The sequence below is a fragment of the [Clostridium] ammoniilyticum genome, assembly GCF_025566905.1.
GTDB lineage: Bacteria > Bacillota_I > Bacilli_A > Erysipelotrichales > Coprobacillaceae > Faecalibacillus > Faecalibacillus intestinalis.
This window is the reverse complement of record NZ_JAOQJR010000001.1, coordinates 340,289-356,089: the sequence shown is the minus strand read 5'-3', so window position 1 is coordinate 356,089 and position 15,801 is coordinate 340,289. Positions and strand designations below refer to the sequence as shown.

The window sequence follows — 15,801 nt, the reverse complement described above, 5'->3', positions numbered from 1 at the left end:
AATAATCCTCCAATGCCTTTATTGTAGTTGATTTTGTAAAAAAAGAAAATCATTTTCATCGATTTTCTTTTTTTAATATTTCTTTTATTTCCTCTAAATTTTCCACAAAATAAATACCTTCTTGTTTTTCTTTAGAGGATAAATCAAAAGTAATCATCTTATCTAAAAGTTTCTTTAAATCATCATAATATCCATTTAAATTATAAAGCATACAAGGTGTCTTTAAATGTTTTAATGAAACTTTAGACATGACTTCTGTAATCTCTTCTAAAGTTCCTGTTCCTCCTGGAAAAGCAATAAAAGCATCCCCTAATTCAATCATTTTTGTTTTTCTTTCACTCATATCTTGTGTCACAATTAATTGTGTTATTTTAGGATAATCAAAACCGGCATCAATGAAAAATTGTGGTTCAACTCCTATGACTTTTCCTTTTGCCTTTAATACACTTTCCGCCAGTTCTCCCATTAAACCACATTTAGAGCCTCCATAAACAAGTGTATGTCCATTTTCGCCAATCCACTTTCCAAGTTTTCTTGCTGCTAAAAAAAGATTTTGATCATTTCCATTACTTGCCCCTAAATAAACTGTTATATTCATGTATACCTCCAAAATTTATAAATCTTTTTTATCCTTTTGATTATTATATCATTTTCTGTATAAAAAATGCGTTTTTGTTTCATAATAAAGCAGGTGATTTTATGAATGAATCTTATTGGCAAAAGACAAGTCAACATCCTTGTTTTAAACAATTAAATAAAGATATAAAAACCGATATTCTTATTATTGGCGGTGGTCTATCCGGCATTTCATGCGCTTATCAATTAAAAGAAACAGGTAAACAAATAACTATTGTTGAAAAGAATCTTTTAGGTAGTCATACCAGTGGACATACAACGGCTAAAATTACTCTTTTACAAGGTCTTATTTATCAAAAACTTGTAAAACATTATAATATTGAAACAGCTTATCTCTACTATCAAAGTCAAAAAGAAGCAATGAAAGGTATTAAAGATTTAATTGAAAAAGAAAAAATCGATTGTTGTTTAAAAGAATGTACGATGTCTTTATATACCGATGATTTAAAAAATGTTGGAATGCTTGAAAAAGAACAACATTATTTACACCTCTTTGGTGAAACTGTTTTTGACAATCAAAAACATTTAAAAACAATCAGTTTGCATCATCAATATATCTTTCATCCTTTAAAATATCTCTATCATCTTGTGGAATGTTGTCAAAAGAAAAATGTTCAATTTTATGAACATAGTCGTGTTGATAAAATCATAAAAAGAAAAAACGATTTTCTTGTCTATGTACAAGGACATCGTATTATCTGCCAAGATCTCATTCATGCCTCGCGTTATCCTTTTATAAAAAAAGGTTTCTACTTTTTAAAAATGTTTCAATCTTTAGAAAATGTTGATTTAAAACAAAGAACAGGAAATCAATGTACCCTCTCTATTGATCTTACAGAAAGTTATCGTCCTTTAAAAAATCATGCTTTAGTTATTAATTCTAAGAGTAAAGACTGGTTTGCACAAGATACGATTCCTTTAAGAGGTATTCCTTATATGGGGTGTTATAAAGAACATGAATATTTTATTTATGGTTTTCAAAAATGGGGTATGACAAATTCTTTTTTAGCGTCTAAAATCATTAAAGATCTTTATTTAAATAACGATAATGCCTATCTTTCCTTATTTTCTTGTCATTATTATTCTTTAAGCTATTCTAAAATATATTTGAAACAAATGCTTCATCACCTTTATCTTGGTTATGTCAAATTTCATTTTCGTACCAAGAAAAATTTACAAAGAGGTCAAGGAGGATTAATGAAAATCAATCATAAACTCTATGCTGTTTATTTAGATAAGCAAGGCATTTATCATTATTTTTCTCCCTACTGTCCTCATTTAAAAGGTCTACTTTCTTTTGATGAAAAAAATCAAATATGGCATTGTCCCTGTCATCAATCTGTTTTTGATTGTTATGGAAAACTTATTGAAGGGCCTTGTTTAAAAGATATGAATAAACAAAAATGATACCTATTTCATTTCTTCTATTATATAATAATGTATGGGAGGAAGTTTATGAAAACATATTTAACATTAGATGTTGGTGGCAGTGCCATCAAATATGCGCTATTGCAAGAAGATTTAACTATTTTAGAAAAATCAAGTGTACCAACTCCTATGGACACCCTTGAAAACTTTATTGAAACAATTGGAAAAATCTATGATCAATTTCAAGATCAGATAGATGGTATGGCTCTTTCTATGCCTGGTATCATTGATCCTGAAAGAGGCTATCAATATACTGGTGGTGCTTTACGTTATATTGATAAATTAGAAACTGTAGAAGTTTTAAAGAAGCGTTGTCCAACAAACATTACAATTGGTAATGACGCTAAATGTGCCGCCAATGCGGAAATTGGTTTTGGAAATCTCCAAGATATTCAAGATGGCGCTGTGGTTATTTTAGGAACAGGAATTGGTGGATGTTTGATTAAAGATCATAAAGTTCATACAGGAAAACATTTTTCAGCGGGTGAATTTTCTTTTATTAAAACAAACAACTTAGATCCTTTTACTTGGAATCATGCTTGGTGTACGAGAAATGGTATTTCTGGGTTATTACAACGTGTTCAAGAGGCACTTGAAACAGACAAAGAATATACTGGAATTGAAATCTTTGAAATGGCTAATAAGGGTAATGAAAAAGTCATTGCAGGAATCGATGCTTTTGCCAAGGAAGTCGCAACTCAAATCTTTAATGTACACATTATTTTTGATTGTGAAAAAATGGCTATTGGTGGTGGTATATCTGCCCAACCATTACTTATTGAACTCATTAATAAAAATATGAATGAAATTTTTGATAATTTACACTTTGATGTTTATCATCCTGAAATTGTTCCTTGTAAATTTAGAAATGACGCTAATTTAATTGGTGCTCTTTACCAACACATTCAAACTTTTAAATAATTTTCTCTTTGAGAAATATCTTTTTTAAAAACTAAAATCAGTGTACAATAACATTGAGGGGTGACAATTATGCAAGTAGTATTTGTTGTTTTACATAAAACAGAACTTTTACAAAATTTATTAACAAGTTTAAAAAAAGCAGGAGTAAGTGGTGGAACGATTCTTGATTCTCAGGGAATGATTTCTTATATTCAAGAAAGTGATGAAAGTTATATCTTAGGTTCTTTAAGACTTTTCCTTGAACAAGCACGTCCTGATAGTAAAACAATGTTTTTCATTATTAACGATGAACAAACAGATCTTGTTTTTGATACAATTGATAAAGCTTTGGGTGGTTTAAAAAAACATAATACAGGGATTGCCTTTGCAATGCCTATTACAAAAGTTGCAGGAGTTGTAAAAGATGATTCATTATTTTAGTCAAACAGGAAACACCAAACTCCTTGGAGATTTTTTAAAAGACAATATCAATGATTCAAAAACAATCTATGTTGGTTTTTGGACAGATAAAGGAAACGCCAATCAAGAAGCTTTAGATTATTTAAAAACATTGCATCATCAAAAAATCTTTCTCTTTGGAACTGCTGGTTTTGGAAAAAGTGAAGAATATTTTAAACGTATTATAAATAAAGTGAAAGAAAGCATTGATTCAACCAATGAAGTTGTTGGAAGTTTTATGTGTCAAGGAAAGATGCCTGACTCTGTTCTTCAACGTTATCTTTCTTTAAAAGAAAGTGACAAGGCACCAAAAAATATTGATTTACTTATTGAAAACTACTATGAAGCACTAAATCATCCAAATGAAGAAGATTTAGAAAATTTGAAAAAGGCTATCGTTTAATGATAACCTTTTTCTATTTTTTTATTTAATTTTTTATAAACATTTTCGACCAACCATGGTTCTGTAGAAGCTTTTAGAGCTTCTTCAAAGTCAAACCATTGTAATCCTTTATTTTCATCTTCTTTAATAATTAATCTTTCTTGATCATCAGCTTCCATTAAATAGGTAATATTGTAATGGAGATGACTGGATACATAAACTCCATTTTTAATATGTCCATTAACAGTTAAAACTTCAATTGAAAAAGGGTCATCCTTTAAAAACTGAACATGTTTTAAACCACTTTCTTCTTGAAATTCTTTTAATGCCACTTTTTTAAAATCTTTTTGCCCATCAACATGTCCTCCAAGCCAACACCAAGAATTATAAATTTTATGAAAACACATTAAAACCTTATCATGACTTTGATTTAAAACCCAACAAGAAACAGTGAAGTGTCCTATTGTATTTTTACGTGTGAGAACATCTTTTTGTTCAATCACTTTAAGTAAAAGTTCTTTATCTTTTTCTTCTTGTTCATTAAAAGGTTGATAATTGAGTAGTTTTTGTTTCATTGCTTCTCCTTAAAAAAACAGGTTATCCCTGTTTTTCAATATATTTTTGATAATACATCACACGAATTAAATCAAAGATCGTCATAATTTGATAGTTAAAGTTAATACCATCAAATCTTCCTGGTACTTGAATCGTATCTGTAGTTAATTTCCTTCTTGCATAGGTTGGATTTTGGGTAATAAGCAAAGATGTCGTATTTTGTAATGAAAGATTTGTTCTTGTATACATAAAGCCTTCTAAAGACCTTCCTGAAGAAGAAGTAAAAATAACATAATCATTTTCATTAAAAATCATATCTTTATCATACGTATGATATTGTAAAACTGTTTTCCCAAAAGAAATTAAATCTGTTTGAAATTCTACCGCAATAGACATAGGATAAAGAGCCCCTACAAGAATTACTCGTTTTGATTCATGGATTTTTGTACAGACTTCTTCTATTTTCTTTAAAAATTCTTTATTATCATTAGAAACTTTAATGCGTTCAACATACGTACAAATATTGAGATTTTCCATACGTTCTTCAATCTGTTCAAGACGTATTCGTTTATGTTTATAATAAGTTTCTACAAATGTTTGATAATCATAGAAACCTAAATATTTTAAAAAGTTTAAAATACTTTCTGGTGTTGTCTTTAATTCATTTGCAACTTCTTCTAACGAATAATCTCCAAAGTTTTGATAATGAAGGATAAAGAATACACAAAAACGATACGCATCATCAAGAAACAATGTACCATTTAAATATTTTAAAATTCTTGAAAGTAGTATATTCATAACATCCTCCCCTTTAAATAAAATGATATTTTTTATAATACGTTACTCGCATAATATCAAAGATTGTCATCAAACGATAGTTAAAATCAATACTATCATGTCTTGAACTTGCAACATAGATCACACGTTCATCCCCAATTTGACTCTTATATTTTTTATTTTGTGTAATGAGTAAGAATTGAGATCTATTGATATCAAAATCTTGATGATCATTCATGAAAGCATCATAAGCTCTTCCTGTTGCCGAAACAAATATAACATAATCATCTTTATTGAGATCCAATTGTGTATCAAAAGAATGATATTGGAAAACAGGCTTTCCAAAAGTAATCAAATCTGTTTGAAATTCAACGGCAATAGAAATTGGATAAAGTGCTCCAATAATAACCACTCTTTTAGACGTTGAAATATCATGACAAATATGATCGAGATCTTCAATAAATTTTTCTTTATCATCACATAAATGCACTTGTTTAAAAAGATCATCCATTTTTAAACCAAGCATTCTTGAACGAATTTGATCTTGTCTTAAAATAACATCGGCATAAAGCTTATCTTGGAAAGAAGCATAATCATCAAATCCCAAATGACTTAAAAAATTTAAAATTGCTTCTTTAGAAATCTTTGATTTTTCAACCACTTCTTCTAATGTCATTTTATAAAAATCTATATAATTTTCAATAAAGAATACACAAAATCGATAATTATCATCTAAAAAAAGAGTTCCATTAAAGTATTCAAGTATTCTTGCAAGTAGTACATTTCCCATACGTACCTTTCCTTTCTATATTAAGCCTAGTTTTTCTAAGCTTAAGGCAATTCCATCTTGATCAGGATCTTTGAAAGTATCATAAGCAATATCTAATAACTTTTCCTTTGCTCCTTCAAAAACAATTCCTTGATTTGCTTTTTCAAGCATTTGATAATCATTCATACTATCTCCAAAAGCAATTGTATCTTCCATACTGGCATGATAGTAATCCATCACTCTTTCAATGGCATCTGCCTTCGTACAGTTCTTTGAAATAATTTCCCCATTAATAAAATCATCTTCTGGTTTAGAAAAGACAACGACATTAAAATCTTTACTTAAATGAGGCACTGTATCAAGCAATGCATATTTATCATATGCAATAAAAACAATTTTAGTCACTTTATCTTTACCAGGATCATATTCAGTAATTGGTTTGAAGGCTTGATTACGTTTTTCAAAGAAACGAGCTAATTCTGGATTGGCTTGTGTATCTTTGATTTGTCTTCTTTCCATATACTCTCTAGCATAACCTGATTGAAAAAGTTCATCTTTCGTTTCAAGAGTAAAGCCAACTTGTGCATTAGAAAATAAAACAATAGCTTGTTGTAAAAGCTTACTATCTAAAAAGTTTTCATAGATATACTCACCATCAATTTGAATAAAGCTTCCCGCTGCTGAAATAACACCATCAAAACCTACATCTAAAATATCTTGTGTAATCGAAACAGGTGCTCTTCCTGTACATAAGAAAGCCTTATGTCCATTTTCTCTTAACTTACAAATAGCTTCTTTATTTCTTTTTGTAATTTCTCTACTTTTCCCACGAATTGTTCCATCAATATCAAAAAATACATACTTCATTTTTCTTACCTCTTACTTCATGATTTCTTCAATCAAAATAGGTTTTTCAACAAATTCATCCACAATTGTATAACTTTGATAAATTTCTTCTATGATTTCTTGACTCACTTTATTTCTTGCATAAACAGTCAATAACGTTTCACCGATTTCTACATGATCCCCTATTTTTTTATTTAAAACAAGTCCTACAGCATGATCAACATCTTCATCTTTAGTCATGCGACCACCACCTAATTTCATTGAAACAATTCCTAAATTCTTTGCTTCTAATGCTTTGACATAACCTGTTTCCTTTGAAGTTATTTCCATTATAACACTTGGTTTTTCAAATAGTTCAGGATTTTCTATATATGAAACATTTCCACCCTGTCTTTGAACCATTTCTTTGAGTTTTTCTAAAGCCTTTCCATTAGAAATTACCTCTTGTAATGCTTTATACGCCTCTTTTTCATCTTGATAAAGTTTTGCTTGAACAAGCATTGTACTTCCTGCTTTTAAACAAAGTTCCTCTAAATCTTGAGGTCCATTCCCTTTAAGCGTTTCAATTGCTTCAATGACTTCTAAACTATTACCAATTGCCTTTCCTAAAGGTTGTGACATACTTGAAATAGTTGCACGTGTATCTTTATGACAATGTTTTCCAATGTCGATCATTGTTTGAGCAAGCTTTTTAGCATCTTCTAACGTTTGCATAAAAGCACCATTTCCATATTTGACATCTAATAAAATCGTATCTGCCCCGCTGGCAAGTTTTTTAGACATAATGGATGAAGCAATTAAAGGAATACATGAAACCGTTCCAGTAACATCACGTAAAGCATAAATTTTTTTATCAGCGGGTACAAGTGTGGCACTTTGCCCAATAATGGCTAAACCAATATCATTGACTTGTTTGATAAAATCTTCTTCTGATACATAAATATTAAAACCTGGTATCGATTCTAATTTATCCAATGTTCCACCGGTATGTCCTAAACCTCTTCCTGACATTTTAGCTACTTTACCACCGCAAGCCGCAACAATTGGTCCTAATACAAGAGATGTTTTATCACCAACACCCCCAGTTGAATGCTTATCCACTTTAATTCCTTCAATTTTCGATAAATCGATAATATCTCCACTATATTCCATAGCTTGTGTAAGCATTGCCGTTTCTTTTGTAGTAAGTCCTTGAAAACAAATTGCCATTAATAATGCTGACATTTGATAATCAGGAATACTTCCATCAACATAACCATCTATAATAAATTGAATTTGTTGCTGATTGAATTCTCCATTATTCTTTTTATATTCTATTAAATCAACCATTCTCATTGCCATTTCCCCTTTATTTCAATCTAATCTTATTTTACTATAATTTATTTTATTTTGAAAACACTTTCATAACTTCGAGAGAATCTTTTCAATCATAGAAAGAAATTCTTCCATTTTTTGAGAAGAATTTCTCCTACAGACAATCCCATAAGGTAAAAAATAATCTTCTTTTAAAGAAGGATGGACATTCATCTAACATTCAAGCGATAATAAAAAATCTTGACATAGTACCAACCAAAAGAAAGTTAGGTATTGAAGCTATTCAAGAAGCTTATCAATTTGATTGTACTTTTTTTGATATGGCGGAAACTTATGGACATCGTGGTATTGAAGAAAGTAAAAACAAGTCTTTTAGTGCCAATTGGCGAAAAAAATAATTTTTGATAAAATGTACTTGGAGGTGAATTTATGAAAATCTTAGTATGTGCCCCATTACAAGAGGCCGAAAGTAAAAAAATCCAAGAATATTTTATAAATGATACTGTTCTTATTAAAAGAAGACCAACTCAAGAAGATATTGATCAAGTTGATGTCATTGTGGGAAATCCACATCTTGATTTAAATTTAAATCAAGAACATTTACAAGCTCTCTTACTTAATAGTGCAGGAAGCGATCAATATATTAAAGAAGGTATTTTAAATAAAACCACTAAACTTACTAATGCCAGTGGAAGTTATGGGATTGCCATTAGTGAACATGTTATTGGTATGATGATTACTTTCTGTAAAAGCTTAAAAACGTATGCTTTACAAATGAAAGAAGGAAATTGGCTTCCTTCAAAGCAAGGAAAAGAAATTTATCATAGTCGTGTTTGTATTGTTGGCTATGGTGATATTGGCTATGAAATTGCGAAAAGACTAAAAGCCTTTGATTGTCATATTACCGCTATTAAAAGAAGAGTCCAAAAGGAGCTTCCTTATGTTGATGAAGTCGCAACAATCAATGATTTAGATACAATTTTACCACAAAGCGATTTTGTGATTTTATCACTTCCACAAAGCAAAGAAACAATTCATATTTTTAACAGAGATAAATTATTAAAAATGAAAAAAGATGCTGTCTTAATCAATGTTGGTCGTGGAAGTGCCATCAGTAATAAAGATTTAATAGAAGTATTAAATCAAGGGCATCTTTATGGTGTTGGTTTAGATGTTGTGGAAGAAGAACCTTTACCTGCAACTTCACCTTTATGGAGCTATGATCGTGTTTTAATTACTCCTCATAGTTCAGGTGGTTTTGCTTGGCAAAGTGTTCGTAATTATTATACAGAGCTTGTTATTAGAAATATTGAACATTTAAAAAATCATGAAACTTTAGAAAATGAAGTTGATTTTCAAACAGGTCATCGAAAAGTTGTCACATATAAAAAATAGCGCCTCAGCGCTATTCAAACTTTTGATCAACTTCAAAAATATTATGCCCGTTAAGATAATCTTTTACCAGCATACGTTTCTTACCTTCTAATTGGAATTCAGTAATAATATAAACCCCATCTTGTACCTTTACACCAATAGCATCTTTAAAAATCTTCACGATTGTTCCAGGTTCTTGGTGTGCGTGATGTGTCATAGCATTTGGACAATTATGTACAAGCCCTTGATAGATTTTTACTGTTTTTCCTTGATACGTTGTATAAGCTCCAGGCCAAGGATTTAATCCTCTTACATGATTATAAACTTCTACTGCTGGCTTATTGAAATCAATTTTTTCTTGTTCTCTAGAAATAACAGGAGAATATGTTACTTTTGATTCATCTTGAGGAATGGATTCATTTGTCCCCTCAATAATAGCAGGCATTGCTTCAATAATCGCTTCAGCTCCTAAAATAGATAAACGATCATAAAGTTCTCCTACTGTTTCATCATTAGAAATAGGCGTTTCTTTTTGATAAATGATATTTCCTGCATCCATCTTTTTTACCATATACATAATTGTTACTCCTGTTTTTTCATCTCCATTTAAAATGGCATAATGAACAGGTGCTCCTCCACGATATTTTGGAAGTAATGACGCATGAACGTTAATACATCCAAGACGTGGGCAATCTAAAACTTCTTGTGGAATCATTTGTCCATAAGCAGCTGTAATAATTAAATCAGGTTGCATATTTATAATGGCTTGATAATCATCTTTGATACGTTGTGGTTGAAATACGGGTATATCATGTTCTAAGGCCACAACTTTAACTTCAGGCATTTTAAGTTCTTTTTTTCTTCCAACACGACGATCTGGTTGTGAAACAACTTGGACGATGTTGTAATCATGTTGAATTAAGTTTTTTAAAACAGCTTCAGAGAAAGTTGCTGTTCCCATAAATACGATTTTTAATTGATTCATTTTTTTCACTTCCTTCTATAAGATATTACTAATAAATTGAGAGATAAGCAAGACAATTGTTTGAATTATTTGGATACAAATTTGACTTATCTTTTTAACAATTAAAGAAAGTGTATTATCTTTTTGATTATCATAGAGACCTTCATCTGAATTAACTTCTTTTTGTTTTTGTACATTTTGTTCAAAAGCAACAATATTTTTAGAAACCATTTCATTTTGAATATAATGATTATTCAACAAACCATTCATACAAAATAATAATAAACCGACCATTGTAAAATCAATTAAAAGTTCTTTCATTGTAAATACTCCTTAATTACTTGAGACATCACTTCGATTGTATTTTGGACTTCTTCTTTCGTATTATTTTGTCCTCCAAATTCAATTAAAATCGTATGATCACAAATTCCTTGATTATAATGATTTTTCTTTACCATAATTCCTTTAGATAATCCTGGCACTTTCTCATTTGCCCTGTTAGAAAGTTCTGTAGATAATTGATTGACCATATCAAATTTTCCACTACTTTTTCCTACGACAAACAAAATCTTAGCATAACTTTTTTGATTATAAACCAGTGTAGAATATTTTTTATCAAGGCTATCTCGATGAAAATCAATGACTAAATCATATTGCCCATTTTCTCTTAAAGAATTTTCTAAATACATCTTTGAAACAACATAAGATTGATTATATGCAATTCGATGTATATTTTTATAGTTTTCAAAATCATTTTGTTCAACATCACAAAAATAACCTTCTTTTGTTAAACAATCCTTTAAATAACTTGCTCCCTCTTTTACATTATATCCAACATATTCTTCTCCTTGATGTGTATTATATAGATGAATTTTCTTACTTGAGGTAACTGGTACGCTTGTCTGCAAGGCTTCCGTTGTTGAAATTGCTTTAAAAACTTTCACATTTTGATGACTATAAGAAGGTAAATAGATAATCATTAAAACAATGATCATTATTTTGAAAATAATTTGAATAGATACTTTTATTTTCATAGGCGCTCTCCTTGTATGTATTCAAATATATGAAATAAATCAAGAATTATACCTTAAGTCATTTAAAGCCTTTGAAAGAATGGCACTTACCTTTTCTACCGTTTCGTCAATTTGTTTATCAGACATCACAAAATTACGATCAACTGGTGTCAGTATTTCATAAAGCAACGATTCTAATTCTTCTTGTTCAAGACTTCCTACATGCCCTAATAAATACTGTTGTTGACTTACAGAAAGCTCTCCTTCATATTTCTTTCTTTTACCAATCTTTAATTTATTTTTTATATCCAAAGCATCCCCAAAATAGTCTTTCATTAATTGAAAAACATCTCTTACAATGGAACTGGCATAAATCACTGTAGGAACACCAATTGCGATGACAGGACATCCTAAAGTTTCTTCTTGAATGGCCTGACGATGATTACCAATACCACTCCCTGGATGAATCCCAACATTATTAATTTGAATCACATGTCCTAATTTTTGATAATCTCTTGCACATAAAGCATCAATAGCGATCACTAAATCAATTTGAAACTGATCAACCATTGCTTGAATCACTTCAACTGTCTCAACTCCTGTTTGATACATCACACCTGGTGTCAATGATAAAATATCATAATAATGATTTTCTAACTTAAGACCATCATCTAAATAATGAGTCACACGAATGTCTCTTAAGGTACGTGGTCCAATGGCATCACTGGTTAAATAAGGATTTCCTAGTCCAATAATTAAAATACGGGGATAATCATTTTGATCTATCATCTCTTTTAAAAGTCGAGTCACATGTTGACTAATTGACATAAAAGATTCTTTAAAAAAAATTTCGATATACTTTCCCTTTTTCAAATAATCCGTATCTTCTAAAAATTCATAGGTTTCTATTGAAAAATTATCCATTTTTTCAATAAAGCGCTTATAATGTTTTCCTTCCTTTAATAATTCTAAAGATTCTTTCGCCAAATCACTATGTGTATTGTACTTATTCATATTCTCACCTTAAAAATTATTACCTTATTTCCAACAAATTACACAAAATTGTTGCAATTACTTGACTTTTTATATATAATGAAATGGCAAATTGCAAAGCGAGGTGAAAGATCATGGCAAATATGAAACAACAAATTAAACGTTATAAAAACGATAACAAAAAAAGAGCTAAAAACGCTTCTTATAAATCAGCTTTAAAAACTGCAATCAAAAACGTAAGAGCTGAAGTTGAAGCTGGAAATAAAGAAGCTGCTGAAAAAGCATTAGTAATCGCTTCTAGCAAATTAGATTCTTATGTAAACAAAGGAATCCATCATAAAAACTACGCTATTAGACAAAAATCTAAATTAGCTAAATTAGTTAACTCAATCTAATCATTGAAACCAGACAAATGTCTGGTTTTTTTGTTTATTCTTTCTTTTCTTGATTATAATGTTAATAGACTTTGAAATAAAATAAGAGTAAAATATTTTTACATTACAAGGAGATGTATTTATGGAAAGAAAAGATATAGAAGAAAAATATACTTGGGATCTTTCTAAAATTTATCAAGATCCTCAAGAGTTTTATCATGATATAGAAGTCAGTCAACAATTACTTGATGAATTGACTTCATTTCAAGGAAAGCTTACAGAAAGCATTGAAACGTTTCTACGTTTTTTATCAAAGCGTGACGAAATGTCCATGCTTGTAAGTAAAGCCTATTGCTTTGCGCATTTAAACTGCGATGTAGAACCTAAAAATCAAGAATATCAAAAGATGTTGGCAACAGTGATGTCACTCATTCAACAATCAAGTGTTAAACTTGTTTTTGTTGATAATGAAATCGTTGAAAATGATGAAACAGTAAGAGAATATTTAAAAGATGAACGTTTAAAATCTTATCGGTATTCTTTAGAAAATGCTTTAGCATTTAAACCTCATTTATTAGATAAAGAACAAGAAGAATTGGTTGCAAAAGTAGACAATATATCTGAATTAGCAGAACAAGTTTTTGATTCTTTACGCCTAGAATTTGAAGATGTTGAAGTCAATGGTCAAAAGAAAACATTAAATCAAGCGACACTTAATGAATTTTTAAAGAATAAAAATAGAGACGTTAGAAAACAAGCCTACCATCATTTCTTTAAAGAATATCAGCGTTTTGAAAATACTTTTGCTTCTACGCTTTCAGGGGTTATGAAAAAAGATGCTTTTTATAGTGATATCCGTCATTTTGATTCACCACTTGCAGCAAGTGTTTTTAATGATGATGTCCCTACTGATTTATTCTTTAAAATTTTAGATAAAGCAAATAATGAATATCGCTATTTATTCCATCGCTATAATCATTTAAAAAAAGAAATTCTTGGGCTAGATGAACTTTATAATTATGATTTATCAGTTCCTCTTGTAAAAAGTGTTTCTAAGAAATTTACAATTGAAGAATGTTTTGACATCATTAATCAAGCTTTAGCACCTTTTGGTAAAGATTATTTAGCTATTATTAATCGTGCTAAAGAGGAAAGATGGATCGATTACTATCCTACTGTTGGTAAACGTGGTGGCGCTTATAGTAGCGGAAGTTACCTAACACAACCTTATATTTTAATGAATTTCATTGGCGATTATAATTCTTTATCAACTATGATCCATGAATTAGGTCATAGTGTGCATACGTATTTATCAAGCCATAATCAAGATTATATTAATAGTAATTATCGTATCTTTGTCGCTGAAGTCGCTTCAACCGTTAATGAAACTTTACTTATCAACTATATGATGGATCATGCTTCATCTAAAGAAGAAAAAGCTTATTATATTTATGAACAATTAGAAAATTGTGTTGGTCTTATTTTTAGACAACCAATGTTTGCGGACTTTGAACACCGTCTTCATGAAATGGCTAAAAACAATGAACCCATGTCTTCTAAAATCATGACTGATCTTTATGCAAAATTGAATCAAGAATACTTTGGTGAAGATGTAAAAATGGATGAACTTGTAGGTTGGTCTTGTTATTATGTTCCTCATTTCTATTATGATTATTATGTTTATAAATATACTTTAGGAATGACTGTTGCTTTAGCTATCGTGAAACGTATATTAAATGGTGACACGCAACAAGTTGAACGTTATTTAAACTTCTTAAAATCAGGTGGAAAAGAATCTCCTGTTGACTTATTAAGTCATGCGGGTGTTGATCCTTTAGATGACGCTCTTTATGATGATGCTTTCCATTATTTTGAAGATTTGTTAAATGAATTTGAAAAGCTGGTAAAATAATTTATAATAGTATTAGGTGATAGAAATGAAAAGAGAACAAACAAGAGCGTTTCAAGTAGGAAATTTAACATTAGGTGGTAATAATCATGTCATTATTCAATCCATGACAAATACCAAAACTAAAAATGTAGAAGCAACCGTTAAACAAATTCAAGAATTGGAAGATGCCGGTTGTGAAATGGTTAGAATGGCTGTTTTTGACAAAGAAGATGCATATGCGATAGCAGATATTAAAAAACAAGTGCATATTCCTTTAGTTGCCGATATTCATTTTGACTATCGTTTAGCTTTGATTGCGATTGAATCAGGAATTGATAAAATTCGTATCAATCCTGGAAATATTGGAAGTATTGAAAAGGTAAAAGCCGTTGTTGAATCTTGTAAAGAACATCATATTCCTATTCGTATTGGTGTCAATAGTGGTTCTTTAGAAAAAGATATCTTAGAAAAATATGGTCGTCCTACTGCCAAAGGAATGATTGAAAGTGCAAAGAAACATATTGATATTTTGGAAAGTCTAGATTTCCATGATTATTGTATTTCTTTAAAATCTTCCGATACAATGCTTACAATTGAGGCCTATACACTTGCTAGTGAAACCTTTGATTGTCCCCTTCATTTAGGGGTTACAGAAGCAGGAACAAAACTTGGAGGAACAATTAAATCTTCTTTAGGTATTGGTACTTTATTATATCAAGGAATTGGAAATACGATTCGTGTTTCTTTAAGTGATCATCCTGTAGAAGAAATTAAAGTAGCAAAAACATTGCTTAAAGAATTGGGGCTAATTAAAAATGTTCCTACCCTTGTGTCTTGTCCAACTTGTGGAAGAATTCAATATGATTTGATTCCAGTCGCTAAAGAAATTGAAGATTTCTTAAATAATATCCATCAAGATATTACCGTAGCCATTATGGGTTGTGCAGTTAACGGTCCAGGTGAAGCCAAAAATGCCGATATTGGTATTGCAGGTGGTGTTAAAGAAGGATTATTGATCAAAAAAGGAAAAATTATTAAAAAAGTTAAACAAGAAGATATGGTACAAACGCTCAAAGATGAAATTTTAAAGATGGTTAATTCATAATAACCATCTTTTTTTCATATA

At 30.0% G+C, this 15,801-nt stretch carries 18 protein-coding genes; 8 read left to right on the top strand and 10 right to left on the bottom strand.

What is annotated here, in order from left to right:
- Positions 1–55 precede the first annotated feature (55 nt).
- Positions 56–598: an LOG family protein gene (locus OCV55_RS01805; RefSeq protein WP_147579631.1), complete on the bottom strand. Its 543-nt coding sequence runs from the start codon at positions 596–598 to the stop codon at positions 56–58.
- Positions 599–699: 101 nt separating this feature from the next.
- Between OCV55_RS01805 and OCV55_RS01800 the strand changes: the two genes are divergently transcribed.
- The 4 genes from OCV55_RS01800 to bilS all read left to right on the top strand — a co-directional run bounded on the left by OCV55_RS01800 (position 700) and on the right by bilS (position 3,826).
- Positions 700–2,043, top strand: coding sequence for an FAD-dependent oxidoreductase (locus OCV55_RS01800; protein WP_147579630.1), 1,344 nt, complete (start codon positions 700–702; stop codon positions 2,041–2,043).
- A gap of 48 nt (positions 2,044–2,091) precedes the next feature.
- On the top strand, positions 2,092–2,985 hold the full coding sequence (locus OCV55_RS01795; protein ID WP_147579629.1) for an ROK family protein: 894 nt from the start codon (positions 2,092–2,094) through the stop codon (positions 2,983–2,985).
- Between the two features lie 69 nt (positions 2,986–3,054).
- Positions 3,055–3,405 carry a hypothetical protein gene (locus OCV55_RS01790; RefSeq protein ID WP_032090352.1) on the top strand — a complete coding sequence of 117 codons (351 nt, stop codon included), beginning with the start codon at positions 3,055–3,057 and terminating at the stop codon, positions 3,403–3,405.
- Positions 3,389–3,826, top strand: a complete 438-nt coding sequence (bilS, locus tag OCV55_RS01785; RefSeq protein WP_032090353.1) for a flavodoxin family protein BilS — start codon at positions 3,389–3,391, stop codon at positions 3,824–3,826. The genes OCV55_RS01790 and bilS overlap by 17 nt, the downstream gene beginning before the upstream one ends.
- Here the strand turns inward: bilS and OCV55_RS01780 are convergent.
- The 5 genes from OCV55_RS01780 to OCV55_RS01760 are packed head-to-tail and all read right to left on the bottom strand — an operon-like array spanning position 3,823 to position 8,087.
- The gene (locus OCV55_RS01780) at positions 3,823–4,380 is read right to left on the bottom strand and encodes an NUDIX hydrolase (protein WP_032090354.1); all 558 of its coding nucleotides are present in this window, start codon (positions 4,378–4,380) and stop codon (positions 3,823–3,825) included. The two genes, bilS and OCV55_RS01780, sit on opposite strands and share 4 nt — an antisense overlap.
- 22 nt (positions 4,381–4,402) lie before the next feature.
- The gene (locus OCV55_RS01775) at positions 4,403–5,158 is read right to left on the bottom strand and encodes a MurR/RpiR family transcriptional regulator (protein WP_032090355.1); all 756 of its coding nucleotides are present in this window, start codon (positions 5,156–5,158) and stop codon (positions 4,403–4,405) included.
- A 13-nt stretch (positions 5,159–5,171) separates the two neighbouring features.
- Positions 5,172–5,927 carry a MurR/RpiR family transcriptional regulator gene (locus OCV55_RS01770; protein ID WP_032090356.1) on the bottom strand — a complete coding sequence of 252 codons (756 nt, stop codon included), beginning with the start codon at positions 5,925–5,927 and terminating at the stop codon, positions 5,172–5,174.
- Positions 5,928–5,942: 15 nt separating this feature from the next.
- Entirely contained in the window at positions 5,943–6,773 is an 831-nt protein-coding gene (locus tag OCV55_RS01765; protein ID WP_147579628.1) for a Cof-type HAD-IIB family hydrolase, read from the bottom strand.
- Positions 6,774–6,785: 12 nt separating this feature from the next.
- Positions 6,786–8,087: a pyrimidine-nucleoside phosphorylase gene (locus tag OCV55_RS01760; protein ID WP_147579673.1), complete on the bottom strand. Its 1,302-nt coding sequence runs from the start codon at positions 8,085–8,087 to the stop codon at positions 6,786–6,788.
- A gap of 408 nt (positions 8,088–8,495) precedes the next feature.
- Here OCV55_RS01760 and OCV55_RS01755 point away from each other — a divergent pair, with 408 nt between their 5' ends.
- Entirely contained in the window at positions 8,496–9,461 is a 966-nt protein-coding gene (locus OCV55_RS01755; RefSeq protein WP_147579627.1) for a D-2-hydroxyacid dehydrogenase, read from the top strand.
- A gap of 10 nt (positions 9,462–9,471) precedes the next feature.
- Here OCV55_RS01755 and fmt read toward each other — a convergent pair whose 3' ends face one another.
- From fmt to gpr, 4 genes are read right to left on the bottom strand one after another with little or no spacing between them, the layout of a single operon-like run.
- Positions 9,472–10,425, bottom strand: coding sequence for a methionyl-tRNA formyltransferase (gene fmt / locus OCV55_RS01750; protein ID WP_032090360.1), 954 nt, complete (start codon positions 10,423–10,425; stop codon positions 9,472–9,474).
- A 15-nt stretch (positions 10,426–10,440) separates the two neighbouring features.
- Positions 10,441–10,725 carry a hypothetical protein gene (locus OCV55_RS01745; protein ID WP_022002727.1) on the bottom strand — a complete coding sequence of 95 codons (285 nt, stop codon included), beginning with the start codon at positions 10,723–10,725 and terminating at the stop codon, positions 10,441–10,443.
- Positions 10,722–11,438 (bottom strand): stage II sporulation protein P, encoded by a 717-nt coding sequence (gene spoIIP, locus OCV55_RS01740; RefSeq protein ID WP_032090361.1) that lies wholly within the window; start codon positions 11,436–11,438, stop codon positions 10,722–10,724. The genes OCV55_RS01745 and spoIIP overlap by 4 nt, the downstream gene beginning before the upstream one ends.
- 39 nt (positions 11,439–11,477) lie before the next feature.
- Positions 11,478–12,431 (bottom strand): GPR endopeptidase, encoded by a 954-nt coding sequence (gene gpr / locus OCV55_RS01735; protein ID WP_147579626.1) that lies wholly within the window; start codon positions 12,429–12,431, stop codon positions 11,478–11,480.
- A 113-nt stretch (positions 12,432–12,544) separates the two neighbouring features.
- Here gpr and rpsT point away from each other — a divergent pair, with 113 nt between their 5' ends.
- From rpsT to ispG, 3 genes are all read left to right on the top strand, one after another.
- Positions 12,545–12,805: a 30S ribosomal protein S20 gene (gene rpsT / locus OCV55_RS01730; protein ID WP_022002730.1), complete on the top strand. Its 261-nt coding sequence runs from the start codon at positions 12,545–12,547 to the stop codon at positions 12,803–12,805.
- 121 nt (positions 12,806–12,926) lie between these two features.
- Positions 12,927–14,696, top strand: coding sequence for an oligoendopeptidase F (gene pepF, locus OCV55_RS01725; RefSeq protein WP_147579625.1), 1,770 nt, complete (start codon positions 12,927–12,929; stop codon positions 14,694–14,696).
- Positions 14,697–14,721: 25 nt separating this feature from the next.
- Complete coding sequence (ispG, locus tag OCV55_RS01720) at positions 14,722–15,780, top strand: flavodoxin-dependent (E)-4-hydroxy-3-methylbut-2-enyl-diphosphate synthase (RefSeq protein WP_119363562.1); 1,059 nt, start codon at positions 14,722–14,724, stop codon at positions 15,778–15,780.
- Positions 15,781–15,801 lie beyond the last annotated feature (21 nt).